Below are 24,410 nucleotides of genomic sequence, written 5' to 3' on the forward strand. Positions count from 1 at the left end.
GACATGGATCAGACCGAGGGCATGCAGGTCGGCGTCGACCGGGGCGTGCTGACGCTGACCCTGGACCGGCCCGGGCACTTGAACGCGCTGACGGCTGCGATGGCGGACCGCATCGCCGAGGAGATCGAGCGCGCCGCCGTCCGCGAGGACGTGCGCGTCGTCGTGCTACGCGGGACGGGTCCGGCGTTCAGTGCCGGTGCCGACATCGGTGGCGCGGACGCGCACGAGAACTTCGACGTGACCAGCCTCGACCGGGCCAACCGGATCATCCGTGCGATCACCGGCTCCCCGAAGCCGTGCGTGGCCGCGGTCAACGGCGTCGCGGCGGGCGTGGGCTGCTCGGCGGCGGTGGCCTGCGACCTGGTCGTCGCGTGCGAGTCGGCGAGCTTCCTGCTCGCGTTCTCGCGGATCGGGCTGATGCCCGACGGCGGAGCCACGGCGACCGTGGCGGCGTCGGTGGGCCGGGTCCGCGCGATGCGGATGGCGTTGCTCGGCGAGGCGCTGTCGGCCCGCGAGGCGTACGACGCCGGGCTGGCGTCGCACGTCGTGGCCGACGACGAGCTCGACGAGATGGTCGCGGCGATCGTCGCGCGGCTCGCCGCGGGCCCACCGCTGGCCTACGCGGCGACGAAGAAGGCGATCAATGCCGCGACCCTGGACCGCCTCGAGGAGGCGCTCGAGCGCGAGCGGCGCGGCCAGACCGTGCTGCTGCGCACCGAGGACGTCGCCGAGGGGATGCGTGCGTTCGGGGAGAAGCGCCGGCCGGTCTTCCGCGGCGAGTAGCCGGGCTCAGCCGGTGCGGCGGCCGGCGTCGGGGTGCAGCGCGACGAACAGCGACCACGCCTCGGCGTCCGGAGCGGCGGGGCGGGACCGGAACTCCTCGAGCAGGGCGTCGAGGCGCCGTCGCAGCTCGGCCACCTCGTCCCCGGTGAGCCGCAGGCCCAGGCGACTCGTCTCCAGCTGTTCGGCAGGCACCTGCTCGGCCTCGGCGAGGAAGGCGGCGAGCACTGCCTGCCCTACCCCGGGCACGTCGAGCTGCCAGGACTTCCCCGTCGCACGGTAGGGCACCTCGCGCGAGCCCCGGGTGCCGCGTCGTACGGGCTCGGCCCGGAGAAACCCTGTGTCGACAAGGGTCCGCACGTGGTGCAGCACCGACGCGGGATTGCGGCCGACCTTCTCCGCGATCTCCTTGTTGGTCAGCGGCTCGTCGAGGGTGAGCCGCAGGATCTGCAGGCGCAGCCCGGAGGCGAGCGCGCGGGCCTCGGCGTCGGTCGCAGGGCGTCGCGCGGACTCGTCGGGGAGGGCCATGGACGCAGCGTAGAGGCTTTGCCGACGCCGCGGCAGCCAGTGATTGACAAATCTCAATCAGTGGGCGAGGTTGTCTCCGTGAGCACCGCCAAGCCCGCCGGCGACACCGCCGCAACCCCGAGGCGCAGCCTCGTCCACCACCACGACTTCCGGCAGCTGTGGATGGGCGACGCGGTCAGCCAGCTCGGGGTCCAGCTGGTCGGCCTGGCGATGCCGATCCTGGCGGTGCGGCTGCTCGACGCCGACGAGTTCCAGATGGGCCTGCTCGGCACCTTCGAGATGCTCGCGTTCCTGCTGGTGGGCCTGCCCGCCGGCGCCTGGGTGGACCGGTGGCGCAAGCGCCGCGTCGTGATCGTCGGCGACCTGGTCCGGGGGCTGGTGCTGCTGAGCCTGCCGGTCGCCTGGGCGCTGGACTCGCTCACCATGCTGCACGTCTACGGCGTCGCGCTGGTCGTGGGCACCGCCACGGTGTTCTTCGACGTCGCGCACCAGAGCTACCTGCCCGACCTGGTGCACTCGGACCAGATCGGCGAGGCCAACGCCAAGATCATGGCCACCGGCGAGGTCGCCCGGATCGCCGGCCCGGCGCTCGGTGCCGCGCTGATCCGACTGGTCGGGTCACCGCTGACGATCGCGGTGACCGCGCTGTCGATGGCCGCCTCGACGCTGTTCGTCCGCCGGATCCGGCACGACGAGGAGCCGCCGTTGAAGGCGGACCGGCGTCCGCTGCGCACCGAGGTCGGGGAGGGGTTGTCGTTCGTGCTCCGGCAGCCGCTGCTGCGCCGGATCGTGCTGTGCACGGCGCTGAGCAACACCGCTGCGGCGGTGTCGTCGGTGCTGCTCGTGCTCTACGTCATCCGCGACCTCGGCCTCACCGAGGCGACGCTGGGGCTGGTGTTCTCCGTCGGCTCGGTCGGCGGGCTCGCGGCGGCGCTCACCGTGACCCGGGTGTCCCGGCTGGTCGGGGAGGGTCGGACGATCCCGGCGATGGCGCTGCTCACCGTGCCGTTCGCGGCGCTCACCCCGGTGGCCTCCCAGGTGCCGCCGGTGCCCGCGCTGGCGCTCGGCGCGTTCGGCGTCTCCTACGGCGCGGTCGGCTACAACGTGATCCAGGTCAGCTTCCGGCAGCGGCTGTGCCCCAAGCCGCTGCTGGGCCGGATGAACGCCTCGATCCGGTTCATCGTGTGGGGGAGCATGCCGATCGGCGCCTTCGCCGGTGGCCTGCTCGGAGAGTCGCTGGGCGTCGTACCCACGCTCTGGCTGACCGTCGCGGGCTTCCTGCTCGCCGCGCTGACCGTGCTGTTCTCTCCGCTGAGCCGGATGCGGGACCTGCCGCGCGAGCTCGACGCCCACGCCTGAGCGCTCACACCAGCGCGGCGCCGGCGGTGCGCACCTCCTCGAGCGCGGCCGTCGAGGTCTCCGTGGCGACCCCGGCGACCAGGTCGGTCAGCAGCCGGACCCCGAACCCCTCCTTGACCGCGTCCAGCGTGGTCGCACGCACGCAGTAGTCGGTGGCGATGCCGCACACGTCGACGTCGGTGATCTGGTGGCGGCGCAGCCAGTCCGCGAGCATCTCGCCCTCGGCGGTGTGACCCTCGAACCCGGAGTACGCCGCGGCGTGCTCGCCCTTGTAGAAGATCGCGTCGAACGGCTGCGGGTCGAGGTTGGGGTGGAACGCCTCGCCGTCGGTGCCGACCACGCAGTGCGCCGGCCAGCTCTCGACGAAGTCCGGCTCCTTGGAGAAGTGGCCACCGGGGTCGATGTGGTGGTCCCGGGTGGCCACGGCGACGGCGTAGTCGGGTGCCTTCGGGTCCTTCGACGTCCAGTGGTGCAGCAGCTCGCCGATCCGGAAGGCGACCTCCGCGCCACCGGCGACCGGAAGGCTGCCGCCCTCGCAGAAGTCGTTCTGGACGTCGACCACGATGAGTGCGCGCTTCATGCTCGTCACGCTAGCCGAGGCCGCGCCCGGTGGTCACCGGGCCGAAGGACCCCACCCGGATCAGTCCAGGTGGACGGTCGGGATCACCGGTTCGCCGCGCGAGAGCATCCGCGCCGGTAGCGGCAGCTCCTCGCGCACCCGCAGGTGCCGCTCGCGGGCGGCCTCGAGCGGCTCGCGGCCGACCACCTCGCCGTCGCGCACCAGCGGTTGGAGGAGCAGCCGGTCGCCCTCGCCGACCTCGACACCGACACGGCCGTCGTCGACCGGGGTCGGGTCGATGCCGATCACCTCCGCCTCGGCGACACCCGAGGCGTTGTGCCGGCGCAGCGCGTACTTCCGCCCGCCGATCGAGGCCTTGTCCTTGCTCTTCTTGGCGACCGAGACCATCTGGCCGTCCTCGCCCTCGCGTGCGACCAGCTTGTAGACGAAGCCGGAGGTGGGGTGGCCGCTGCCGGTCACCAGCGAGGTGCCCACGCCGTAGCCGTCGACCGGCGCCGCGGCCAGCGCCGCGATCGCGTGCTCGTCGAGGTCGGAGGTGACGATGATCCGGGTGTCCTTCGCGCCGAGCGCGTCGAGCTGCTCCCGCACCTGCTGCGCGAGCATGCCGAGGTCGCCGGAGTCGATCCGGACCGCGCCCAGCTCGGGGCCGGCCACGTCCACGGCGAGCTTCACCGCCTCGGTGATGTCGAAGGTGTCGATCAAGAGGCTGGTGCCCTTGCCGAGCGACTCCACCTGCGCGGTGAACGCGTCACGCTCGGTGTCGTGAAGCAACGTGAAGCTGTGGGCGCTGGTGCCGGTCGTCGGGACGCCGTACCGCTGTCGGGCGGCGAGGTTCGAGGTCGAGGCGAAGCCGGCGATGTACGCCGCTCTCGCCGCCGCGACGGCTGCCTCCTCGTGGGTCCGGCGGGACCCCATCTCGATGCACGGCCGCTCGCAGGAGCACCACGTCATCCGCGACGCCGCGGAGGCGATCGCCGAGTCGTGGTTGAGGATCGACAGCATCAGGGTCTCCAGCACGACCGCCTCGGCGAAGGTGGACTCCACGACCATCAGCGGCGAGTACGGGAAGTACACCTCGCCTTCCGGGTAGCCCCAGATGTCCCCGGTGAACCGGTAGCCGGCCAGCCACTCCAGCGTCGGCTCGTCGACCACCTGGCCCTCGCGGAGCACCTCGAGCACCTCGTCGTCGAACCGGAACCGCTCGAAGGCGTCGAGCGCCCGGCCGACACCGGCCACGACGCCGTACCTGCGGCCCTCGGGGAGGCGACGTCCGAACAGCTCGAAGACCGAACGCCGGTGGGCGGTCCCTGCGCGCAGGGCGGCCTGCACCATGGTCAGCTCGTAGTGGTCGGTCAGCAGCGCCGTCGAAGCAGTCACCTGCCACAGCCTAGGATGTGACTCGTGTCCGCACCCATGCCCGTCGAGATCGAGCAGCCGGAGACAGGGGACCTGACGCAGCTCGCGCGACCCTGGGTGACCATCGTGTGGAACGACCCGGTGAACCTCATGTCGTACGTCACCTACGTCTTCCAGACCTACTTCGGCTACCCCCGCAAGAAGGCCGAGAAGCTGATGTGGGAGGTCCACAAGGACGGCAAGTCGGTGGTGTCGACGGGCTCGCGCGAGGAGATGGAGCGCGACGTGCAGGCGATGCACGAGTACGGGCTGTGGGCGACGATGGAGAAGGCGGACGCGTGAGCGGGTTCGAACCGCGCGGTGCCGGCGTGATGGCCACGTTCTCCGGCTTCGAGGCCGACCTGCTGCGCTCGCTGGCCTCCCAGCTCGTCGAGCTGCTGCGCAACGAGGCGGCCGCGCCGACCGACACCAAGGACCCGCTCGAGGCGCTGCTGGACTTCACCGGCCCGACCACCGAGCCCGAGGACCCGGTGCTCGCCCGGCTCTTCCCGACCGCCTACCCCCACGACGAGGAGGCGGCCGGGGAGTTCCGCCGGTTCACCGAGGGCACCCTGCGCGACGGCAAGGCCCGCGACGCCGCGCTGATCATCGACACCCTCGAGGAGTCCGGGCTGCCGCCGGAGCTCGACGAGGACGGGCTCTGGATCGAGGTCGAGCTCGACGCCGCGCAGGCCAACGCCTGGCTGCGCTCGTTCACCGACATCCGGTTGGCGCTGGCCACCCGGCTCGAGATCGAGGAGGGTGACGAGGACTACTGGGCGTCGCTGCCTGACGACGACCCGCGCACCCACGTCCACGACATCTACGAGTGGGTCGGCTACCTGCAGGAGACCCTGGTCGCCGCGCTCTCCCGCGGACTCTGAGCACCTGGGTCTCAGAATCCGGACGTACGACGGACGGGGCGGGTCGTCCAGCCACCCCCGATACGCTCGACGGGTGCTGAAGATCGACCGCTCCGTCTACGACGCCATCGTGGCCCACGCCAAGAAGGACCACCCCGACGAGGCCTGCGGCGTCGTCGCCGGCCCCGAGGGGTCGGACCGGCCGGTGCGCTTCGTGCCGATGGTGAACGCCGCGGGGTCGCCGACGTTCTACGAGTTCGACTCGATGGAGCTGCTCGCGCTCTACAAGGAGATGGACGCCCGCGACGAGGAGCCGGTCGTGATCTACCACTCGCACACCGCCACCGAGGCCTACCCGTCGCGCACCGACATCGGGCTGGCATCCGAGCCCAACGCGCACTACGTGCTCGTGTCCACACGGGAGCACGGGAATAGTGAGGGCCCTGTGGAGTTCAGGTCCTACAGGATCGTCGACGGCGAGGTCACCGAGGAAGAGGTCTCGGTCGTGGAGTCCCCGGACTCCTGACGCCGCCGCCGACCGGCCACGACGACCGCCGGCCGGTCACGACGACCGCCCCGACGCACACCCGCACGACTGCCGACCAGACATCAAGGAGCCAGACCACGATGGCGATCGACGTACGCATCCCGACCATCCTCCGCACCTACACCGGCGGCGAGAAGGTGGTGACCGGCGAGGGCAGCACGCTCGCCGAGCTGATCGACAACCTCGAGGCCAACCACCCCGGGATCAAGGAGCGGCTGATCGACGGCACCGAGCTGCGCCGGTTCGTCAACGTCTACGTCAACGACGAGGACGTCCGGTTCACCGGCAGCCTGGAGACCTCCCTCGGCGACGGTGACGAGGTCGTCGTGCTGCCCGCGGTGGCCGGCGGCGCCCGCTAGATGCTGTTCGACTCCCTCCTCGACTCGGTGGGGGGCACGCCGCTGGTGGGCCTCCCGCGGCTCTCGCCCACGCCCGAGGTGCGGCTGTGGGCGAAGCTCGAGGACCGCAACCCGACCGGCTCGATCAAGGACCGCGCCGCGCTGAAGATGTTCGAGCAGGCCGAGAAGGACGGCACGCTCACTCCCGGCTGCACGATCCTCGAGCCGACCTCGGGCAACACCGGTATCTCGCTGGCGATGGTGGCCAAGCTCCGCGGCTACCGGATGGTGTGCGTGATGCCGGAGAACACCTCCGAGGAGCGGCGCACGCTGCTGCGGATGTGGGGCGCCGAGATCGTCTCCTCGCCGGCGGCCGGCGGCTCCAACGAGGCGGTACGGGTCGCGAAGATCCTGGCGCAGGAGAACCCCGACTGGGTGATGCTCTACCAGTACGGCAACCCCGCCAACGCACTCGCGCACTACGAGGGGACCGCGCCGGAGATCCTCGCCGACCTGCCGACCGTCACGCACTTCGTGGCCGGCCTCGGCACGACCGGCACCCTGATGGGCAGCAGCCGGTTCTTCAAGGAGCACGCCCCGCACGTGCGCGTCGTCGCCGCGGAGCCCCGCTACGGCGAGCTGGTCTACGGTCTGCGCAACATGGACGAGGGCTTCGTGCCCGAGCTGTACGACCCGTCGCTGATCGACGCCCGGTTCTCGGTCGGGCCGCGGGACGCCGTACGACGGGTCCGCGAGCTGCTCGAGCAGGAGGGCATCTTCGCCGGCATCTCCACCGGCGCGATCCTGCACGCCGCGATGGCGCAGGCGAAGAAGTCGACGAAGGCCGGGGAGCGCGCCGACATCGTGTTCGTGGTCGCCGACGGCGGCTGGAAGTACCTCTCCACCGGCGCCTACGAGGGCACGCTCGAGGAGGCCGAGGAGCGTCTCGACGGCCAGCTCTGGGCCTGACGCTGCTCGGCGTCGGCCGACGTCGCCGTCACTCGTGCACGGGGTGCGCGGTGGTGCAGGGGATGAACACCTCGGTGCGCGGGTTCTCCACCTCGGGACCGTCGAGGTAGCACTCCCACGGCGCGCCCACGGTGACGCAGCCCTCGTCGGTCAGCCAGGCCGTCGCGGCCTCGTAGGCCTTGTCGACCTCGTCGTAGGCGCCGACGTGCATGGTCCGGGCCACCCGGCCGGCGGGCAGCTCGTCGGCCTCCACCCGGCCCTCGGGCTTGACCACGTCGGAGACGGGGAAGCCGGCCTCGACGTCGAACTCCTGGTCGGTCACCCGGTAGCGGGCGAACGGCGCACCCGTCGGGTGCAGCCCCTGCTGGTCGATGACCTTGATGACCTCGGTGAACGCCGAGCCGAGGAACTCGCCGATGCCGGCCAGCGGCACGTGCCCCTTGACGACCGCCGTGTGCTGCGCCTGCAGGTCCACGAACTGTGTCTCGTACCTCATGAGCCCAGTCTTCGCCGGCCTGCCCGGACGGGGCAGAGGCAAAGGTCCCCGGGCCGGCGACGTGACCACGGTCGCAGCGTGACGTGAGTCGCTCAGGCGGGAGATCGACCCCGTCGACCACTAACCTTGCTGCGTGGCGGACGCTCCGATCGGCATCTTCGACTCAGGCTTCGGTGGACTCACCGTGGCCCGTGCCGTCATCGACCAGCTCCCGCACGAGCCGATCCTCTACCTCGGTGACACCGCCCGCCAGCCCTACGGCCCCAAGCCGATCGGCGAGGTCCGGGAGTACGCCCTGGAGTGCCTCGACCACCTCGTCGACGAGGGCGTCAAGGCCCTGGTCATCGCCTGCAACTCCGCGAGCGCCGCGGTGCTCCGCGACGCCCGCGAGCGCTACCCGGTCCCGGTCGTCGAGGTGATCTTCCCAGCGACCCGCCGTGCGGTCGCGGCGAGCCGCACCGGGCGGATCGGGGTGATCTGCACCCGCGCGACGGCGGAGTCGATGGCCTACGACGACGCGTTCGCCGCGGCCCCGCACGTGGACCTGCACACCCAGGCCTGCCCGCGGTTCGTGGAGTTCGTGGAGGCCGGCGTGACCAGCGGCCCGGAGCTGCTCGCGGCCGCCCACGAGTACCTCGACCCGCTGATCTCCGAGGGCATCGACACCCTCGTCCTGGGCTGCACGCACTACCCGCTGCTGACCGGCGTGCTTTCCTACGTGATGGGCGACCAGGTCACCCTGGTCTCCAGCGCGGAGGAGACCGCCAAGGACGTCTACAAGCTGCTGGTCCGGCACGGCCTCGAGCGCGACCCGTCGCTCGGCCCGCCCGAGCACCGGTTCCTCACCACCGGCAGCCCCGACGAGTTCGCCCGGATCGGCAGCCGCTTCCTGGGCCCGGAGCTGCAGTCGGCCAGCCAGCTCGCCCAGCAGACCCGGTGGACCCGGCAGCCGGCGGGGGAGCCGGCATGAGGGTCACCGTGATCGGCTGCTCCGGCTCCTACCCGGGCCCCGAGTCGCCGGCGAGCAGCTACCTGGTCGAGGCGACCGCGGGGGAGCGCACCTGGCGGATCCTGCTCGACCTGGGCAGCGGCGCGCTCGGCGGCCTGCAGAAGGTCGTCGACCCGCTGTCGATCGACGCGGTGTTCCTCACCCACCTGCACCCCGACCACTACTTCGACCTCAGCGGCTACTACGTGATGCGCAAGTACCACCCGGCCGGCCCGCCCCAGCGGATCCCGGTCTGGGGCCCGCGCGGCACCGCCGGCCGGCTCGCGGCGGCGTACGGCCTGCCCCCGGACCCGGGGATGACCGAGGAGTTCGAGTTCCACGGGTACGACGAGCAGGGGCCGGTCACGATCGGGCCGCTGACCGTCGAGGTCGCGCAGGTCGCACACCCGGTGGAGTCCTACGCGATCAAGGTGACCCACGAGGGACGGGTCCTGGTCTACAGCGGCGACACCGGCCCGTGCGACGCGCTGGTCGATCTCGCCCGGGGCGCGGACCTGCTGCTCGCCGAGGCGGCGTTCCGCGACGGGGAGGACAACCCGGTCGACCTGCACATGACCGGTGGCCAGGCTGCCGACACCGCGGTGCGCGCCGGCGCCTCCCGGCTGGTGCTCACGCACATCCCGCCCTGGTATGACCCGAGCGTCGCCTTCGACGAGGCGCGTCCGATCTTCGACGGCAAGCTCGACCTCGCCCGCTGCGGCGCCACCTACGACATCTGACGTGTCCGTGGCCGGCACCGGGCCGGTGCGTCAGCCCAGGCCGGCGCCGGTGGTGCTGGGCAGGCTGCCGGGCCGCGCGAGGCGCTCCCTCGCCTGGCTGCTGCGGTCGGTACAAGATGGCCGACACCCGCGCCGGGGTGTGGCTGCTCGCGGCGATCGTGGTGATCACCGCCGCGATCATGGTGATCTTCCTCTTCGCCGCTCCGCAGGAGGAACGCACCTTCATCAACTTCATGGGCATCAGCGCCGTGCCGCAAGGCTTCCTGCTGCCCGTCCTGGCGATCCTCCTGGTGACCAGCGAGTGGTCGCAGCGCACCGCGCTGGTGACGTTCTCGCTGGTGCCCAGGCGGATGACCGTGCTGGTGGCGAAGGTGCTCGCCGCGCTCGTGATCGGCCTGGCGGCGATCGTGGTCGTGTCGGCGATCGCCGCGCTCGCGACCGTGCTCGGCGGGGCGGACAACGCCTGGGACGGCATCGGCTGGGACTCCTTCGGCAAGTTCGGCCTGCTCCAGGGCTTCGGCATCCTGCAGGGCCTGGCGTTCGGCCTGGCGCTGCTCAGCTCGCCCGCCGCGATCGTGCTGTTCTTCGTGGCGCCGACGGTCTTCTCCGTCGTCTCCTCGGTGTGGAGCGCGATGGCCGACGTCCAGCCGTGGGTGGACTTCTCCTACTCGCAGGAGCCGCTGTTCGGCAGCGCTGACATGACCGGCGAGCAGTGGGCACAGCTGCTGACCGGTTTCCTGATCTGGGTGGCGCTGCCGTTCGCGCTCGGCATCGTGCGGCTGCTGCGCAGCGAGGTGAAGTAGCCGGCTGACGGGCCGCGGTCACCCGGGATCGGGAGAGCGCGGCCCCTCGGTAGGGTCGGGGCCATGACTTCCCGACCCGACGGCCGCGAGAACGACGAGCTGCGCCCCATCAAGATCACCCGCAACTGGCTCGACCACCCCGCCGGATCGGTGCTGGTGGAGTTCGGCAGGACCCGGGTGCTGTGCGCGGCATCGGCCACGATCGGCGTACCCCGCTGGCGCAAGGACTCCGGGCTCGGCTGGGTCACCGCGGAGTACGCCATGCTGCCCTCGGCGACCCACACCCGCTCCGACCGTGAGTCGGTCAAGGGCCGGATCGGCGGCCGCACCCACGAGATCTCCCGGCTGATCGGACGCTCGCTGCGCGCCGTCGTGGACTACAAGGCGCTGGGGGAGAACACCATCGTCCTAGACTGCGACGTGCTCCAGGCCGACGGCGGCACCCGCACCGCGGCGATCACCGGTGCGTACGTCGCTCTCGCCGACGCCTGTGCACACCTGCGGGAGAAGGGCGCCCTGAAGGGCGAGCCGCTGACCGGATCGGTCGCGGCGGTGTCGGTGGGCATCGTCGACGGCGAGATCCGGCTCGACCTTCCCTACGAGGAGGACGTCCGCGCCGAGACCGACATGAACGTCGTGATGACCGGCGACGGGCTGTTCGTGGAGGTGCAGGGCACCGCGGAGGGGGAGCCGTTCGACCGGCGCAACCTCGACGGGCTGCTGTCGATGGCCGAGAAGGGCTGTGCCGACCTGACCCGGATCCAGCAGGAAGCGCTCCGTGGCTGACACCCGCCCCCAGGTGTTCCTCGCCACCCGCAACCCGGGCAAGCTCGCCGAGATGCAGCGGATCCTCGAGCCGTTCGTGCCGCACGTCGAGGTGCTCGGGCTCGACGACGTGGAGCACTACGACGAGCCGGCGGAGACCGAGCCGACGTTCGAGGGCAACGCGCTGCTCAAGGCACGCGCCGCCGTCGAGGCGACCGGGCTGCCCTCGCTCGCCGACGACAGCGGGCTGTGCGTCGACGCCCTGAACCAGATGCCCGGCGTGCTCTCGGCCCGCTGGAGCGGACTCGCCAAGGACGGGACCACCGACGTCGACCGGGCCAACAACGAGCTGCTGCTCGCCCAGCTCGCGGACGTGCCCGAGGAGCGGCGCGGGGCACGGTTCCGGTGCGCGGTCGCCTTCGTGCACCGCGACCCCGGCGGCCGGCTCGTGGAGCACGTCGAGCACGGGGAGATGCCGGGCCGGATCATCCGCGAGATGCGCGGCAGCGGCGGCTTCGGCTACGACGTGCTGTTCGTCGCCGACGGGCACGACGCCACCTCCGCCGAGCTGCCGGCCGACGAGAAGGACGCGATCTCCCACCGAGGTCAGGCGCTGCGCCGGATCGCCCCGGTCGTCGCCGACACGCTGCGCCACGACTGACGTGGACTCTGTCCGGAGCTCTCCGTGCAGCTGGTGCGCGAGAACTTCCGGACAGACGCTGCTAGTCCACGCCCTGGGACACGACGTCCTGGAAGCGTGCGTGCACAGACTCCTCGCCGGTGCGCTCCAGGGCGTTGACCGTCGGCCGGCCCCACAGCCAGCAGTCCAGGTCCGCGGCAGCGCCCTCGACGGTGGCCGCGACCGGCTCCCCGGAGTCGGCGTCGGCCACGTCGATGGCCGGCTCGTCGACGTACTCCTTGCCGTCGGGGCTGGTGCCGCTGAACCTGCCGAGCGTCACGAGCCAGGAGTGGCCGGTGTCGGTGCAGCGCACCCGGAGCGTCGCCGCCGGGTCGACGTCGATCCGTCCCCACGGCGGGCAGCCACCGAACATGATGCGCAGCGCCTCGTCGACGCCGTCGCCGGCCAGCTCGGGGTCCATGGGGGCGCGGGCGACGTCGGCGGTGAGCTCGGCGTCGACCCGATGGATCAGCGCCTCGTGGGCCTGCCGGCGCCGGATGAAGCCGGCCGTCCGGTCCTGCGACCAGGTCCACCGCGGCTCCTCCGGCGCGGTGTCGGCCAGTGCGCGCTGGAGCTGCTTGGTGGACTCGTCGAAGAACGACAGCAGCGACGCACGGTCCTGGGGCCGCTCGACGCGGTCCAAGCCGTCGGGGTCCTGGACGTCGTCGCGCACGATCGTGCCCCAGAACCACTGGACCTCACCGAGGTGCCACAGCAGGTCGTCGGTGTCCCAGTCGGGGCAGCTCGGCACCTGTCCGTCGGCCGGAGCGTCGCGGAGCACCGAGACGAAGCGGGCGGACTCCTCGCGGAGATGGGCCAGGTAGTCGATCGTCATGGCAGCAGCAAAGCACCCACAGCCGACTGATGTCAGGGCGTGACCACGATCTTTCCGCGCGTGTGGCCACTCTCCGAGGCCCGGTGCGCATCGGCGATCCGCTCGAGCGGGAACACCTCCGCGACGTCGACGCGCAGCTTCTCCTCGTCGACCAGCGCCGCCAGCGCGTCGAGGTGGTCGCGCTCGGGCCGCACGAAGACGTAGCGGCCGCCGAGGCCGAGGACGGTCTGGGCGTCGATGATCGAGACGATGCGCGAGGTGTCCTTCACCTGGCGTGGTGCGTCCTCGAGGGCCTCCCCGCCGACCAGGTCCAGCACGGCGTCGACCGGCTCGCCGAGCTGCGCGCTGATCGGACCGGCGTGGTAGTCGATCACCTCGGTGACACCGAGCTCGCGCAGCGCGTCGTGGTTCTCGGGGCTCGCCGTCCCCACCACCTGGCAGCCGCGAGCGGCCGCGATCTGGACCGCGAACTGGCCGACCCCGCCGGCGGCGGCGTGCACGAGCACTCGCTCCCCGGCCTGCACGTCGAGGGCCTCCACCAGCGCCTGGTAGGCGGTGAGCCCGGCCAGCGGCACGGCCGCGGCCTCCTCGAAGGAGAGCCCGGCCGGCTTGAGGGCCACCGTGCGCTGTGGGGCCGGGACCAGCTCGGCAGCCGTGCCCCACTGCACGTCGTCGCGCCGGACGTAGCCCCACACCTCGTCGCCGACCTTCAGGCCCGTCACGACGGCCGGGCCGACCGCCTCGACCACGCCCGCGACGTCCCAGCCCGGGATGATCGGCAGGTGGTGGGGGTAGGCGGCCTGGAGGTAGCCCAGCCGGATCTTCCAGTCGACGGGGTTCACGCTGGTCGCCTTGACCCGGACCAGCACCGTGTCGGGGCCGACCGGCGGGTCGTCGTGCTCGCGGACGGTGATCACGTCGGCGTCGCCGTACTTGTCGTAGACGGCTGCTCTCACGGTCTGCCTCCTCAGGATATCGTGGTCGGCCCTGACGGTGTCCCACACAGGGCCCGCCAAACCTCAGGCTCCCGGGTAGATCCGAAAGCCGGTCATCTGCTTGTGCTCGAAGGTCTCGTAGAACTCCTCGGCGTCGTCGGTGATCAGGTCCATCCGCTTCGTGCCGGTGGCCTGGAACGTCGCGACGGTGAGCAGCCGCGCGATCCCGCGGCGCCGATGGTCGGGATGCACCGCGAGGAAGCTCAGGTGGGACTGCAGGACGCCGTCTCCGAGCGCCTGGGCGAAGCCGACGACGCGGCCGGAGACGAGAGCGGTGTACGCCGAGGAGCCCGGTGCCGTGCAGACCCGGCGTACGACGTCGGGGTCGGTGAGCGAGGGCCACTGCACCGTGGTGCACAGCCGGGCGATGCCGGTGGCGTGAGCCTCCTCGAACGGCACGATCTGCACGTCGCTCATGTGGCCCGACGATAGACCGCCGGGTGCGCCGACGAAGGTCGGCGGCACGGTGCCAGAGGGGGGACTTGAACCCCCACGCCCGAAGGCACGGGTACCTAAAACCCGCGTGTCTGCCTGTTCCACCACTCTGGCTGCGGAGGCAAGTCTAGGGTTTCGGGCGGCAGCCCGGCCCTAGTCGAGGCCGAGGTCCCGGCGGAGCTTGGCGACGTGGCCGGTGGCCTTGACGTTGTACTGCGCGAGCTCGATCTTGCCGTCCTCGTCGACAACCATCGTGGACCGGATCACGCCCTGGACCACCTTGCCGTACAGCTTCTTCTCGCCGAAGGCGCCCCACTGCGTCATCACCGACCTGTCGGCGTCCGACAGCAGCGTGATCGTCAGCGCGTCGCGCTCACGGAACTTCGCGAGCTTCTCGGGCTTGTCCGGGGAGATGCCGAGCACCTCGTAGCCGGCGGCCTTGAGGGAGTCCAGCGAGTCGGTGAAGTCGCAGGCCTGCTTGGTGCAGCCTGGGGTCATCGCCGCGGGGTAGAAGTACACGATCACCTTGCGGCCGCGCAGCTGCGACAGGGTCACCGTCGAGCCGTCGTCGGTCGGCAGGGTGAAGTCGGGGGCGACGTCACCGGGGGAGAGGCGGTTCTCGCTCATGGTGCTCCTCAGCATCGTGCCTGCCCGGGAGACCGGGAATAGGCCCTTATTGCGAATCGTTGGCAATAACGTACAGTGCTCAGACAGCCGCTGCCCGCTGCCCGGACGACGGCGCCCAACCAACGTATTGCCCCTCGCCGACAGCCCGGCACCCGGCTCGACCAGGAGGACGACCCGCATGCACGTGCCCGACGGATTCCTCGACGCACCGACGTCGATCGCCACCGGCGTCTTCGCGGCCGGTGCTCTCGGGGTCGCGTTGCGCAAGGCCCGCAACGAGCTCGACGACCGGACCGCACCGATGGCCGGGCTGGTGGCGACCTTCGTCTTCGCCGCGCAGATGGTGAACTTCCCCGTCGGCCTCGGCACGAGCGGGCACCTGCTCGGCGGTGCACTCGCCGCGGTGCTCGTCGGACCGTGGACCGGGCTCCTGGCCGTGAGCGTCGTGCTCATCGTCCAGGCCCTGCTGCTCGCCGACGGCGGCATCACCGCCCTTGGCACCAACATCACGCTTCTGGCGGTCGCCGGCGTCGTGGTCGGCTGGCTGGTCTTCCGCGGCCTGCAGAAGCTGCTGCCCACCCGGATCGGGCTGGTGCCCGTCCTGGCCGCCGTCGGCGCTTTCGTCTCGGTGCCGGCGGCCGCGATCGTGTTCGTCGGTCTCTACGCCGTGGGCGGCACCGCACCGGTCCCGCTCGCCGGGCTCACCACCGCGATGCTCGGCTGGCACACGCTGATCGGTCTCGGCGAGGCGGTGATCACCGGCCTGGTCGTCGGCAGCGTGATCGCGCTGCGTCCCGACCTCGTGCACGGCGCCCGTCCGGCCCTTCGCGCCAAGGCGCTCGAGATCCGCTCCGGGCGTACCCTGCCGGAGGCGGCGGCATGAGGACCCGCACCTTCTTCGTCGTCGCCCTGGTCGCGGCCCTGCTCGTGGCCGGTGGCGTGAGCTACTTCGCCTCCAGCAACCCCGACGGCCTGGAGTACGTCGCCGAGAAGGTCGGGTTCGCCGACGCTGCCGAGGACCACGCGGCTGCCGACTCACCGCTGTCGGACTACCAGGTCAAGGGCGTCGAGAACGACGCGCTCTCCGGCGGGCTCGCCGGGGTGCTCGGCGCGCTCGTCGTGCTCGTGCTGGCCGGCGGGCTCGCCTGGCTCGTACGGCGGCGCGGCGATGCCCCCGACGAGCCGAACCATGGGAATCCGCGCGACGCGCACGAGAACCCGGTGCTCCTCGACCGTCGCGAAGGCCAGGACTGACATGGGCGCCGGTCACGGCCACAAGCTGCACTACCACGGCCACTCGCCGCTGCACCGTGCCCCGGCGCACCTCAAGGTGCTTGCCCTGCTGGGGTTCATGCTCACCGTGGTCGCCACTCCGCGGGAGTGGTTCGCGGTCTTCGCCGGCTACCTGGCGCTGCTGCTCCTGGTGATCGGTGTCTCGCGCGTGCCGTTCGGCTACATCGGCAAGCGGATGGTCGTCGAGGTCCCCTTCGTGCTGTTCGCGCTGCTGATGCCGTTCGTCGCGACAGGGCCGCGGATCGACGTACTCGGGCTGTCGGTGTCCGAGGCCGGGCTGCTGGCCGGTTGGGGGCTGCTCGCCAAGGGCACCCTCGGCGTGGTCGCCAGCCTCACCCTGGCCGCAACCACCGAGCCGCGCGACCTGCTGGCGGGGCTCGAGCGGCTGCGGGTGCCCTCGCAGCTGGTGCAGATCATCGGCTTCATGATCCGCTACCTCGACGTGGTCACCGACGAGATGCGCCGGATGCGGATCGCCCGCGAGTCCCGCGGGTTCAGCGGACGTGGCGTGCGCGCCTGGCCGGTGTACGCCCGCACGGCCGGTGCTCTGTTCATCCGTTCCTACGAGCGCGGCGAGCGGGTGCACCTCGCGATGCTCTCCCGCGGCTACTCCGGCAGGACCCGATGAGCCCTGCGGCCGCTGGGGAGCCGAGGAACGAGGCGTCTCGAAGGGTGCTGGACGTCCGGGGCCTCGCCTACGCCTACCCCGACGGGCACCAGGCGTTGTACGGCGTGGACCTCCACGTGCACCGCGGCGAACGGGTCGCCCTGCTGGGCCCCAACGGCGCCGGCAAGACCACGCTCGTGCTTCACCTCAACGGCATCCTCAACGCCGGAGCGGGCACCGTCGAGGTCTCCGGCCTCCCGGTGAGCAAGGAGAACATCCAGGAGATCCGTCGCCGCGTCGGCGTGGTGTTCCAGGATCCCGACGACCAGCTGTTCATGCCGACGGTGCGTGACGACGTCGCGTTCGGGCCGGCGAACCTCGGCCTCAAGGGCCCGGCGCTCGAGGCTCGGGTCATGGCGGCGCTCGAGCAGGTCGGGATGGCCGACTTCGCCGACCGGCCGCCGCACCACCTCAGCTTCGGCCAGCGGCGCCGCGTCGCGGTCGCCACGGTGCTCGCGATGGAGCCGGAGGTCCTCGTCCTCGACGAGCCTTCGTCGAACCTCGACCCGGCCTCCCGCCGTGAGCTCGCCGACATCCTGCGCGGCCTCGACGTGACCGTGCTGATGGTCACCCACGACCTCCCGTATGCCTTCGAGCTGTGCCCCCGCTCCGTCGTGCTGTCCGACGGGGTGATCGTCGCCGACGGGTCGACGTACGACGTGCTCACCGACGACGCGCTGATGGCCGCCCATCGCCTCGAGCTGCCGTTCGGCTTCGATCCCCGGGCGATTGCGAACCCCACTGCCGGGTAACCTTCGACTTGTCGTGCCCGCCCGCGGGCGCGGGACCGACATCGCAGACGAGGAGACCGACGTGAGCCAAGCCGAGAAGCCGGCTGACACTCGTGCACCCCAGACGATCGAGGCCGAGATGGACGCCACCCGCGCCCGCCTCGCCGAGACGATCGACCAGCTCCTCTACCGGTCGAGCCCGAAGACGATCGCCAAGCGTGAGGTGAACAGCGTCAAGGCGTACTTCGTCGACCCGCAGACCGGCCAGCCGCGCACCGACAACATCGTCAAGGTCGCCGCCGGTGTCGGTGGCTTCCTGCTGGTCATGCTGGTGGTCCGGAAGGTCGCCAAGTAGACCCGTGTCACAGGAGAAGCTCCCGATCCGGATGCTGCACGACCGGGTCCTCGTGGAGATCGACAAGGACGCGGGGGAGCGCCGCTCCAGCGGCGGCATCGTGATCCCGGCGACCGCGGCGATGGGCGCCAAGCGGCTCGCGTGGTCGCGGGTGGTCGCCGTGGGCGCACACGTGCGCACCGTCGAGGTCGGCGACCGGGTGCTGTTCGACCCCGAGGACAAGGCCGAGGTCGAGGTGCAGGGGGCGACCTACTTCGTGATGCGCGAGCGCGACATCCATGCCGTGGCCGCCGAGCGTCTCGGCGACAGCCAGACCGGCCTCTACCTCTGACTTGTGTCCGTGCGGGCCCATCGGGGGTCACTGACGTGACCCGTGCCCGGCGTCGCCGGCACCACAACTCGTCAGCCCCACGAATCCGGAAGGGCCCCCACCGCGCTGTGCGGTGAGGGCCCTCCCGTAGGCGCGGTCAGGCGCGGTGGGCGCCGCCGGTGTGGTGGCTCTCCTCGGTGGTGTCGGAGCGGTGCGGCTGAGCGGCGTCCGACGTCGGCTCGGCTCCGTCGGCCGGGGCCCGACGCGCCTGCGTCGGGATGTCGTGACCCTCGGGGTCGGTCGTCGGCGCCGGGTGCTTGACGTCCGGGTCGAGCTCGTCGGCCTTGCGCAGGTGCTCCTGATGCTCCTGGCGGTGCCGGTCGGCGGCCTGCGCCCGGTCTTGAGCCTCCGCCTCGAGCCGCTCCGCCTCGGCGGCCTTGCGCTCGGCCTCGGCTCGCGCAGCCGCAGCCTTGGCCTCGGTCTCCTTGGCGAGCGCCTCCCGGCGCTGTACGTCGCTCACCTGCTCGGCCGCCTGCTCCCTCAGCTCGGCGGCGTGGGCGCGGTTGCGCTCCTTCTTCTTCCGGCTCGCCGCGACCGCGATCGCCGCGAGGAGCGCGACGACGGCGATCGCGATGACCACGATCAACACGATGGTCGAGGTGTCCATGGGTTCCCTCCTGTCCTCAGGCAGCCGTGGTACCCGTCACACCGTCGGCCAAACAGGCGCGACGACCGGCGGCCGGCCGATGACTTCTCCCCGCACAGGAGGTCAGAGTGTCGACAGACGACCCTGACCAGAGGAGACCGCCATGCCGACGAGGCTCAACCCCTACCTCAGCTTCCGCGACACCGCCCGCGACGCGATGGAGTTCTACCGGACCGTCTTCGGTGGTGAGCTGACCCTCAACACCTTCGCCGAGCTCCACGCCAGCGAGGACCCGGCCGAGCAGGACAAGATCATGCACGCCATGCTCGAGGCGCCCAACGGCCTGGTGCTGATGGGTGCGGACACCCCCGACAGCATGGGCCTCACCCCGGGCGACAACGTGGCCGTGTCGCTGAGCGGTGAGGACGAGGCGGAGCTGCGTGGCTACTGGGACAAGCTGTCGGCCGACGCGGCGATCACCGTCCCCCTCGAGAAGGCGCCCTGGGGCGACCACTTCGGGATGCTGGTCGACAGGTTCGGCATCCACTGGATGGTGAACATCTCCGGCGGGCCTCAGGGGTAGCGGCCATAACTTGTTCCAGCTCACGGCGTTGAGGTAGGCGTCTGTCCCTCGACCAGGAGACCCCATGGGATTCCCACGCCGCCTCACCGCGCTGCTCGCCGCCTTCGCCCTGATGCCTGCCCTGACCGCCGTGGAGGCGGTGACGTCGCCGGAGCGGGCCGAGGCCGCGGAGTCGTTGCTCCGGCCTGGCGGCGGGGTCTACAAGGCGACGATCAGGCGCACCAACTTCGGGATCCCGCACGTGGTCGCCAAGGACTACGGCTCGCTCGGCTTCGGCCACGGCTACGCCACCGCCGAGACCTCGATCTGCTCCCTGGCCGACACGCTGCTGACCGCCCGAGGTGAGCGGTCGCGCTACCTCGGCCCGGACGGGCGCTACAACGACCAGGTCACGCTCAACGCGACGAACCGGCAGACCGACGCGCTGTTCACCGACATCCACAACCGCAAGGTCGTCGAGAAGCTGCTGCGTGACCCGAAGCGCGGACCGGGCGCCGAGGCCCGGGCGATCGTCCGCGGCTACGTGGCCGGCATCAACGAGTACCTCCGCTCCGTCGGCGGTGCCAAGGGCATCCCCGACCCGGCCTGCCGCGGCGCGAAGTGGATCCGCCCGACCGCGACGCCGCTCGACCTCTGGTACGGCGTGTACGCCGCCAACCTGCTCGCCTCGACCGGCGTGTTCGTGCCGCAGATCGTCGACGCGGCACCGCCGAGTCTCGACAACCCGAACGTCCCGGCGCTGCCGGTCAAGGCGGGCTTCGCCGACGTCCCCGAGAGGCTGCCGTCGCGCAAGGCGCTGCTCACCGCGCTCGGCAAGGACCCGGACACGCCGTTCGGGTCCAACGCCACGGCGGCGGGCTCGGCAGCGACCACGACCGGCCGGGGGATGGTGCTCGGCAACCCGCACTTCCCGTGGCGCGGGCGCTACCGGTTCGCCCAGGCGCACCTGACGATCCCGGGGGAGTACGACGTCGCCGGTGCCAGCCTGCTCGGAGCGCCGGTGATCAACATCGGCTTCAACCGCAACGTCGCCTGGAGCCACACGGTGTCCACGGCGTACCGGTTCACCCCCTACGAGTACCCGCTCGTCCCGGGCACGGGCACGACGTACCTCACGACCGAGGGCCCCAAGGAGCTCGAGCAGCGGATCGTCACGTTCAAGGCGCGCACCAAGGACGGCTCGCTGACCACGATCACCGAGGACCTCTACCGCACCGACGAGGGCTACGTCCTGCACGCCCCCGACGTGCTGATGAACTGGACGCCGGTCAGCGTCTTCGCCCTGCGCGACGCCAACGCCGAGCACCTGCGCACGATCGACACGTTCCACGAGATGGCCAAGGCGAAGAACGTCCGGCAGCTGCTCGCCGCCCAGGACCGGGGCGCGGGGATGCCGTGGGTGAACACGATCGCCGCGGACCGCGCCGGCAACGTGCTCTACGCCGACCACTCGGTGGTGCCCAACGTGCCCGACGACATGGCCGAGGCCTGCATGACCCCGATCGGCCGGGCCCTGTCCACGGTCGCGGGGCTGCCGGGACTCGACGGCACCCGCGCCTCGGGCGACTGCGCGTGGCGCACCGACCCGGACGCCAGCCGGCCGGGGGTCTTCGGGCCCAAGAACCTGCCGCACACCCTCCGCAAGGACTGGGTGGTCAACGCCAACGACAGCTACTGGCTGCCCAACCCCAAGCAGCGGCTCGAGGGCTTCGCGCGGATCATCGGCTGCGAGTCGTGCGAGCGGACCCTGCGCACCCGGATGGTGTACCGCTACGTGCTGGACCGCCTTGCGGGCAAGGACAAGCTTGCTCGCAACCGGAAGGTCTCGCACCGCACGCTGAAGCTGTTCGAGCACGAGAACCGGGTCTTCGGTGCCGAGGTCGCCCGGGCCGGCGACGACCTGCAGGACGTCTGCGCGGCTGCCGGCGGGGGCGAGGCCTGTGAGGTGCTCGCGCGCTGGGACGGTCGTTCCGACATCGACAGCGTCGGCACGCACATCTTCCAGGAGTTCTGGAAGCGGGCGCAGAGCGTCACCGGGCTGTGGCAGGTCCCCTTCGACGCAGCCGACCCGGTCGGCACGCCGCGCGACCTCAACGAGGCCAACCCGTTGGTGGTGCAGGCGATGAGCGACGCGTTGGCGTTCCTCGAGGAGAAGGGCATCGCCCACGACGCGCCGTGGGGCTCGCTGCAGGTCGCCGGGGATGACGGCGCGCCGCCCATCCCGATCGGCGGCGGCGAGGGCTTCGCGGGCAACGCGAACGCCGTGTCCAGCAGGGGACCCTTGCCCGGCGCGAAGCGGGCGTACCCGGTCACCTACGGGTCGTCGCACATCCAGGCGGTGGCCTTCACCGACAGAGGCGTCGACGCCGACACGATCCTGACCTACGGGCAGTCGCTGAACCGGCGCTCACGCAACTCTCACGACCAGACCCGGCTGTTCAGCCAGGAGAAGTGGGTGGACTTCGCGTTCACGCCGGCGCAGATCCGGCGCGACCTGGTGCGCAGCTACCGGGTCTCCGGTCGCGGCTGAACCGATGCTTCGCCGGTGGTCTCCTGCTCCCAGCGGGCCCACCGGCGAAGCAGCTCGTCGCGCAGCTCCGGGTCGCACATGACCAGGTAGACCAGCCCGCAGGTCTCCGGTCCGCCCGCGCCGGGATGGCAGAGGGAACAGGGGTCGCCGATCCGGATCGGGCAGCGGGCCTCGTCGGTGGAAGCCATCGGCATCCCCCTTCGCAGACGTCGGGCGTCGCGGTGGTTCCCCCTGCAGTCAACTCGGCGCGCGCCGCGCGTGGCAGACACCACCGGCCCCTGGCCGCAGGGCCTTGGTCCCGAGGTCGGGGCCAGGTGGACGTGCACTCGCGGTGCTCCAGCGCGGCGAGCGCGCTCAGCGGCTCAGCGCCGTTCCGGCATCTGCACGTCGAAGTGGCCCCGGCGTCGCCGATCGGTCAGGCGGTCAGGGCGCGCTCGGCGTCCTCACGCTGGTAGCGACGCACCCGGTTGAGCTCTTCGCGCAGGTCGGGGTCCGACATCACGAGGTACACCAGGCCGCAGTCCTGAGGCCCGGTGGCGCCCGGCTGGCACAGGCTGCACGCGTCGCCGGGCCGGATCGGGCACTGGGCCTCCGGGAGGGTGCGGGTGCGGCTCATGGGCGGTCCTTCCTCGGTGCAGATGTCCACCTGGTCCAACCCCGATACCCCGCCCGGTGTTCCGGTCGGAGGTCCCGACCTCACCGGGACCTTGGTCCCGCGCGGACCGGGTTGCTCCGGAGGATCCGCCCGGACGGATCGTGGGGTCTCGAGCCGGCATGGCAGGCTGAGGGCATGGAACTGCGCGTCTTCACCGAACCCCAGCAGGGAGCCACCTACGACGACCTCCTCGCGGTCGCCCGCACCGCCGAGGACCTCGGCTACGGTGCGTTCTTCCGCTCCGACCACTACCTCGGCATGGGCACCGAGGGGCTGCCCGGACCCACCGACGCCTGGATCACGCTCGCGGGTCTCGCCCGCGACACCAGCAGCATCCGGCTCGGCACGCTGATGACCTCGGCGACCTTCCGCTACCCCGGGCCGCTGGCGATCTCGGTCGCCCAGGTGGACCAGATGAGCGGCGGGCGGGTCGAGCTCGGCATCGGCGCCGGGTGGTACGAAGCCGAGCACACCGCCTACGGCATCCCCTTCCCCGACACCCGCGAGCGCTTCGACCGGCTCGAGGAGTCGCTGGCGATCATCACCGGGCTGTGGACCACCCCGGAGGGTGAGCGGTTCGCCCACGACGGTGCGCACTACCAGCTCTCCGACTCGCCGGCGCTGCCCAAGCCGGTCCAGTCCCCGCGGCCGCCGGTGCTCATCGGCGGCAAGGGCAAGCGACGTACGCCGGCCCTGGCCGCCCGCTACGCCGACGAGTTCAACATCCCGTTCGAGAGCATCGAGGAGACCCGGGTGCTCTTCGAGCGGGTCCGTGAGGCCTGCTCGGCGGAGGGCCGTGAGCCGGCGACGGTGACCTACTCCAACGCGCTCGTGCTGTGCTGCGGGAAGGACGAGGCCGAGGTGGCGCGTCGCGCCGAGGCGATCGGGCGCGACGTCGACGAGCTCCGCGAGAACGGCCTGGCCGGCACCCCCGACGAGGTCGTCGACAAGATCGGGCGCTACGCCGAGGCCGGCTCGCAGCGCGTCTACCTGCAGCTGCTCGACCTGTCGGACCTCGACCACCTCGAGCTGGTCGCCGAGAAGGTCATGCCCCAGGTCTGACCGATCCGGGCCGTTCGTCCCCTCCGCGCCCGCCGTCGGGCACTGGGCGGCCACCTCCTCCGCGCGGTCGAATGGAGGTGGCGGGGGAGAACGACATCGAGGAGGGAAGATGGGCAAGCTCACCGGCAAGGTGGCCCTGGTCACCGGAGGGGCGCGAGGCATCGGTGCCGCGGTCACTCGGCTGTTCGCCGAGGAGGGCGCGAAGGTCGTGATCGCCGACGTGCTCACCCAGGAGGGTGAGGCACTGGCCGCGGAGGTCGTCGAGGCCGCGCGCTACGTCCACCTCGACGTCACCGACGAGACCCAGTGGCGGGAGGCGGTGGCCGTCGCGGAACGTGAGTTCGGACCGGTCGGCGTCCTGGTCAACAACGCCGGCATCGTCGACTTCGGCACGATCGAGCAGCAGGAGCCCAAGGCGTTCCAGCACGTCCTGGACGTGAACCTGGTCGGCCCGTGGCTGGGCATGCACGTGGCGGCTCAGTCGCTGCGCGAGGCCGGCGGCGGCGCGGTCGTCAACATCTCCTCGACCGCGGGCCTGATGGGCTACTCCAACCTCGGCGGTTACGTCGCCAGCAAGTGGGGCCTGCGCGGTCTCACGAAGACCGCCGCGCTGGAGATGGCCCCGGACAAGGTCCGCGTGTGCTCGGTGCATCCCGGTCCGATCCGCACACCGATGACGTCGCAGTTCGACGACTCGATGACCGCCGCCCAGCCGATCGCCCGGTTCGGTGAACCCGAGGAGGTCGCCCGGATGGTGCTGTTCGTGGCTGCGGATGCGACGTACTCCACCGGCACGGAGTTCGTGGTCGACGGTGGCGCGACCGTGGGCTCGCTCCTCGTCGAGGGTGCGGAGTAG

General features: G+C 71.4%; 33 protein-coding genes and 1 tRNA gene. 22 read left to right on the forward strand and 12 right to left on the reverse strand.

Going from position 1 to position 24,410, the window contains the following annotated elements:
* The first annotated feature begins 3 nt into the window (after nt 1-3).
* Entirely contained in the window at nt 4-783 is a 780-nt protein-coding gene (locus tag ACYVIH_RS15360; protein WP_460870345.1) for an enoyl-CoA hydratase, read from the forward strand.
* Between the two features lie 6 nt (nt 784-789).
* On the opposite strand, the gene ACYVIH_RS15365 is transcribed toward ACYVIH_RS15360, so the two are convergent.
* Nucleotides 790-1,308: an ArsR/SmtB family transcription factor gene (locus ACYVIH_RS15365; RefSeq protein ID WP_460870346.1), complete on the reverse strand. Its 519-nt coding sequence runs from the start codon at nt 1,306-1,308 to the stop codon at nt 790-792.
* A 78-nt stretch (nt 1,309-1,386) separates the two neighbouring features.
* Between ACYVIH_RS15365 and ACYVIH_RS15370 the strand changes: the two genes are divergently transcribed.
* On the forward strand, nt 1,387-2,667 hold the full coding sequence (locus ACYVIH_RS15370; protein ID WP_460870347.1) for an MFS transporter: 1,281 nt from the start codon (nt 1,387-1,389) through the stop codon (nt 2,665-2,667).
* A gap of 4 nt (nt 2,668-2,671) precedes the next feature.
* Here the strand turns inward: ACYVIH_RS15370 and ACYVIH_RS15375 are convergent, their stop codons facing one another.
* Together ACYVIH_RS15375 and ACYVIH_RS15380 are read right to left on the reverse strand one after the other, a co-directional pair.
* Entirely contained in the window at nt 2,672-3,247 is a 576-nt protein-coding gene (locus ACYVIH_RS15375) for a nicotinamidase (protein WP_460870348.1), read from the reverse strand.
* A 60-nt stretch (nt 3,248-3,307) separates the two neighbouring features.
* Nucleotides 3,308-4,624 carry a nicotinate phosphoribosyltransferase gene (locus tag ACYVIH_RS15380; protein WP_460870349.1) on the reverse strand — a complete coding sequence of 439 codons (1,317 nt, stop codon included), beginning with the start codon at nt 4,622-4,624 and terminating at the stop codon, nt 3,308-3,310.
* 36 nt (nt 4,625-4,660) lie between these two features.
* On the opposite strand from ACYVIH_RS15380, the gene clpS reads away from it, so the two are divergent.
* The 5 genes from clpS (at nt 4,661) to ACYVIH_RS15405 (ending at nt 7,359) form a co-directional block, all read left to right on the forward strand.
* Nucleotides 4,661-4,945 carry an ATP-dependent Clp protease adapter ClpS gene (gene clpS, locus ACYVIH_RS15385; RefSeq protein WP_460870419.1) on the forward strand — a complete coding sequence of 95 codons (285 nt, stop codon included), beginning with the start codon at nt 4,661-4,663 and terminating at the stop codon, nt 4,943-4,945.
* On the forward strand, nt 4,942-5,526 hold the full coding sequence (locus tag ACYVIH_RS15390; RefSeq protein ID WP_460870350.1) for a DUF2017 domain-containing protein: 585 nt from the start codon (nt 4,942-4,944) through the stop codon (nt 5,524-5,526). The genes clpS and ACYVIH_RS15390 overlap by 4 nt, the downstream gene beginning before the upstream one ends.
* Nucleotides 5,527-5,599: 73 nt before the next feature.
* Entirely contained in the window at nt 5,600-6,031 is a 432-nt protein-coding gene (locus tag ACYVIH_RS15395) for a M67 family metallopeptidase (RefSeq protein ID WP_460870351.1), read from the forward strand.
* Between the two features lie 101 nt (nt 6,032-6,132).
* Entirely contained in the window at nt 6,133-6,411 is a 279-nt protein-coding gene (locus ACYVIH_RS15400; RefSeq protein WP_460870352.1) for a MoaD family protein, read from the forward strand.
* Nucleotides 6,412-7,359, forward strand: a complete 948-nt coding sequence (locus ACYVIH_RS15405) for a PLP-dependent cysteine synthase family protein (RefSeq protein WP_460870353.1) — start codon at nt 6,412-6,414, stop codon at nt 7,357-7,359.
* 28 nt (nt 7,360-7,387) lie between these two features.
* On the opposite strand, the gene ACYVIH_RS15410 is transcribed toward ACYVIH_RS15405, so the two are convergent.
* Entirely contained in the window at nt 7,388-7,855 is a 468-nt protein-coding gene (locus ACYVIH_RS15410; RefSeq protein WP_460870354.1) for a GyrI-like domain-containing protein, read from the reverse strand.
* A gap of 133 nt (nt 7,856-7,988) precedes the next feature.
* Between ACYVIH_RS15410 and murI the strand changes: the two genes are divergently transcribed.
* The 5 genes from murI (at nt 7,989) to rdgB (ending at nt 11,812) form a co-directional block, all read left to right on the forward strand.
* A complete protein-coding gene (gene murI / locus ACYVIH_RS15415; RefSeq protein WP_460870355.1) occupies nt 7,989-8,825 on the forward strand; it encodes a glutamate racemase in 837 nt (278 codons plus the stop codon).
* Nucleotides 8,822-9,583 carry an MBL fold metallo-hydrolase gene (locus tag ACYVIH_RS15420; RefSeq protein WP_460870356.1) on the forward strand — a complete coding sequence of 254 codons (762 nt, stop codon included), beginning with the start codon at nt 8,822-8,824 and terminating at the stop codon, nt 9,581-9,583. Before murI ends, ACYVIH_RS15420 begins: the two co-directional genes overlap by 4 nt.
* Before the next feature lie 116 nt (nt 9,584-9,699).
* Complete coding sequence (locus ACYVIH_RS15425) at nt 9,700-10,386, forward strand: ABC transporter permease (RefSeq protein ID WP_460870357.1); 687 nt, start codon at nt 9,700-9,702, stop codon at nt 10,384-10,386.
* 63 nt (nt 10,387-10,449) lie between these two features.
* Nucleotides 10,450-11,172 (forward strand): ribonuclease PH, encoded by a 723-nt coding sequence (rph, locus tag ACYVIH_RS15430; RefSeq protein ID WP_460870358.1) that lies wholly within the window; start codon nt 10,450-10,452, stop codon nt 11,170-11,172.
* Nucleotides 11,165-11,812 carry an RdgB/HAM1 family non-canonical purine NTP pyrophosphatase gene (gene rdgB / locus ACYVIH_RS15435; RefSeq protein WP_460870359.1) on the forward strand — a complete coding sequence of 216 codons (648 nt, stop codon included), beginning with the start codon at nt 11,165-11,167 and terminating at the stop codon, nt 11,810-11,812. The genes rph and rdgB overlap by 8 nt, the downstream gene beginning before the upstream one ends.
* Before the next feature lie 61 nt (nt 11,813-11,873).
* Here rdgB and ACYVIH_RS15440 read toward each other — a convergent pair whose 3' ends face one another.
* The 5 genes from ACYVIH_RS15440 to bcp form a co-directional block, all read right to left on the reverse strand.
* Nucleotides 11,874-12,665 carry a maleylpyruvate isomerase family mycothiol-dependent enzyme gene (locus ACYVIH_RS15440; RefSeq protein WP_460870360.1) on the reverse strand — a complete coding sequence of 264 codons (792 nt, stop codon included), beginning with the start codon at nt 12,663-12,665 and terminating at the stop codon, nt 11,874-11,876.
* A 32-nt stretch (nt 12,666-12,697) separates the two neighbouring features.
* Nucleotides 12,698-13,621 (reverse strand): NADP-dependent oxidoreductase, encoded by a 924-nt coding sequence (locus tag ACYVIH_RS15445; protein WP_460870361.1) that lies wholly within the window; start codon nt 13,619-13,621, stop codon nt 12,698-12,700.
* A 63-nt stretch (nt 13,622-13,684) separates the two neighbouring features.
* Nucleotides 13,685-14,077 (reverse strand): GNAT family N-acetyltransferase, encoded by a 393-nt coding sequence (locus ACYVIH_RS15450; protein ID WP_460870362.1) that lies wholly within the window; start codon nt 14,075-14,077, stop codon nt 13,685-13,687.
* A gap of 50 nt (nt 14,078-14,127) precedes the next feature.
* Nucleotides 14,128-14,209: transfer RNA gene (locus ACYVIH_RS15455), tRNA-Leu, on the reverse strand.
* 39 nt (nt 14,210-14,248) lie between these two features.
* Nucleotides 14,249-14,722: a thioredoxin-dependent thiol peroxidase gene (gene bcp, locus ACYVIH_RS15460; RefSeq protein ID WP_460870363.1), complete on the reverse strand. Its 474-nt coding sequence runs from the start codon at nt 14,720-14,722 to the stop codon at nt 14,249-14,251.
* A 178-nt stretch (nt 14,723-14,900) separates the two neighbouring features.
* Between bcp and ACYVIH_RS15465 the strand changes: the two genes are divergently transcribed.
* The 6 genes from ACYVIH_RS15465 to ACYVIH_RS15490 all read left to right on the forward strand — a co-directional run bounded on the left by ACYVIH_RS15465 (nt 14,901) and on the right by ACYVIH_RS15490 (nt 18,099).
* Nucleotides 14,901-15,605: an energy-coupling factor ABC transporter permease gene (locus ACYVIH_RS15465; RefSeq protein WP_460870364.1), complete on the forward strand. Its 705-nt coding sequence runs from the start codon at nt 14,901-14,903 to the stop codon at nt 15,603-15,605.
* A complete protein-coding gene (locus ACYVIH_RS15470; protein WP_460870365.1) occupies nt 15,602-15,976 on the forward strand; it encodes a PDGLE domain-containing protein in 375 nt (124 codons plus the stop codon). The genes ACYVIH_RS15465 and ACYVIH_RS15470 overlap by 4 nt, the downstream gene beginning before the upstream one ends.
* 1 nt (nt 15,977) lies before the next feature.
* A complete protein-coding gene (gene cbiQ / locus ACYVIH_RS15475) occupies nt 15,978-16,643 on the forward strand; it encodes a cobalt ECF transporter T component CbiQ (protein WP_460870366.1) in 666 nt (221 codons plus the stop codon).
* The gene (locus tag ACYVIH_RS15480; protein WP_460870367.1) at nt 16,640-17,434 is read left to right on the forward strand and encodes an energy-coupling factor ABC transporter ATP-binding protein; all 795 of its coding nucleotides are present in this window, start codon (nt 16,640-16,642) and stop codon (nt 17,432-17,434) included. Before cbiQ ends, ACYVIH_RS15480 begins: the two co-directional genes overlap by 4 nt.
* 61 nt (nt 17,435-17,495) lie before the next feature.
* Nucleotides 17,496-17,768, forward strand: a complete 273-nt coding sequence (locus ACYVIH_RS15485; RefSeq protein ID WP_460870369.1) for a DUF3618 domain-containing protein — start codon at nt 17,496-17,498, stop codon at nt 17,766-17,768.
* Between the two features lie 31 nt (nt 17,769-17,799).
* A complete protein-coding gene (locus ACYVIH_RS15490) occupies nt 17,800-18,099 on the forward strand; it encodes a GroES family chaperonin (protein ID WP_460870420.1) in 300 nt (99 codons plus the stop codon).
* Nucleotides 18,100-18,235: 136 nt separating this feature from the next.
* On the opposite strand, the gene ACYVIH_RS15495 is transcribed toward ACYVIH_RS15490, so the two are convergent.
* Entirely contained in the window at nt 18,236-18,745 is a 510-nt protein-coding gene (locus tag ACYVIH_RS15495; protein WP_460870370.1) for a hypothetical protein, read from the reverse strand.
* Between the two features lie 142 nt (nt 18,746-18,887).
* On the opposite strand from ACYVIH_RS15495, the gene ACYVIH_RS15500 reads away from it, so the two are divergent.
* Nucleotides 18,888-19,307: a VOC family protein gene (locus ACYVIH_RS15500; RefSeq protein ID WP_460870371.1), complete on the forward strand. Its 420-nt coding sequence runs from the start codon at nt 18,888-18,890 to the stop codon at nt 19,305-19,307.
* Nucleotides 19,308-19,371: 64 nt separating this feature from the next.
* Complete coding sequence (locus tag ACYVIH_RS15505) at nt 19,372-21,837, forward strand: penicillin acylase family protein (RefSeq protein WP_460870372.1); 2,466 nt, start codon at nt 19,372-19,374, stop codon at nt 21,835-21,837.
* On the opposite strand, the gene ACYVIH_RS15510 is transcribed toward ACYVIH_RS15505, so the two are convergent.
* Both ACYVIH_RS15510 and ACYVIH_RS15515 read right to left on the reverse strand, forming a co-directional pair.
* Complete coding sequence (locus tag ACYVIH_RS15510) at nt 21,813-22,025, reverse strand: DUF6767 domain-containing protein (RefSeq protein WP_460870373.1); 213 nt, start codon at nt 22,023-22,025, stop codon at nt 21,813-21,815. The two genes, ACYVIH_RS15505 and ACYVIH_RS15510, sit on opposite strands and share 25 nt — an antisense overlap.
* Nucleotides 22,026-22,252: 227 nt before the next feature.
* Nucleotides 22,253-22,453: a DUF6767 domain-containing protein gene (locus ACYVIH_RS15515; RefSeq protein WP_460870374.1), complete on the reverse strand. Its 201-nt coding sequence runs from the start codon at nt 22,451-22,453 to the stop codon at nt 22,253-22,255.
* A gap of 174 nt (nt 22,454-22,627) precedes the next feature.
* Here ACYVIH_RS15515 and ACYVIH_RS15520 point away from each other — a divergent pair, with 174 nt between their 5' ends.
* Nucleotides 22,628-23,554 (forward strand): LLM class F420-dependent oxidoreductase, encoded by a 927-nt coding sequence (locus ACYVIH_RS15520; RefSeq protein ID WP_460870375.1) that lies wholly within the window; start codon nt 22,628-22,630, stop codon nt 23,552-23,554.
* Between the two features lie 109 nt (nt 23,555-23,663).
* Nucleotides 23,664-24,410: an SDR family NAD(P)-dependent oxidoreductase gene (locus ACYVIH_RS15525; RefSeq protein WP_460870376.1), complete on the forward strand. Its 747-nt coding sequence runs from the start codon at nt 23,664-23,666 to the stop codon at nt 24,408-24,410.

The sequence above is a fragment of the Nocardioides pakistanensis genome (assembly GCF_054781215.1).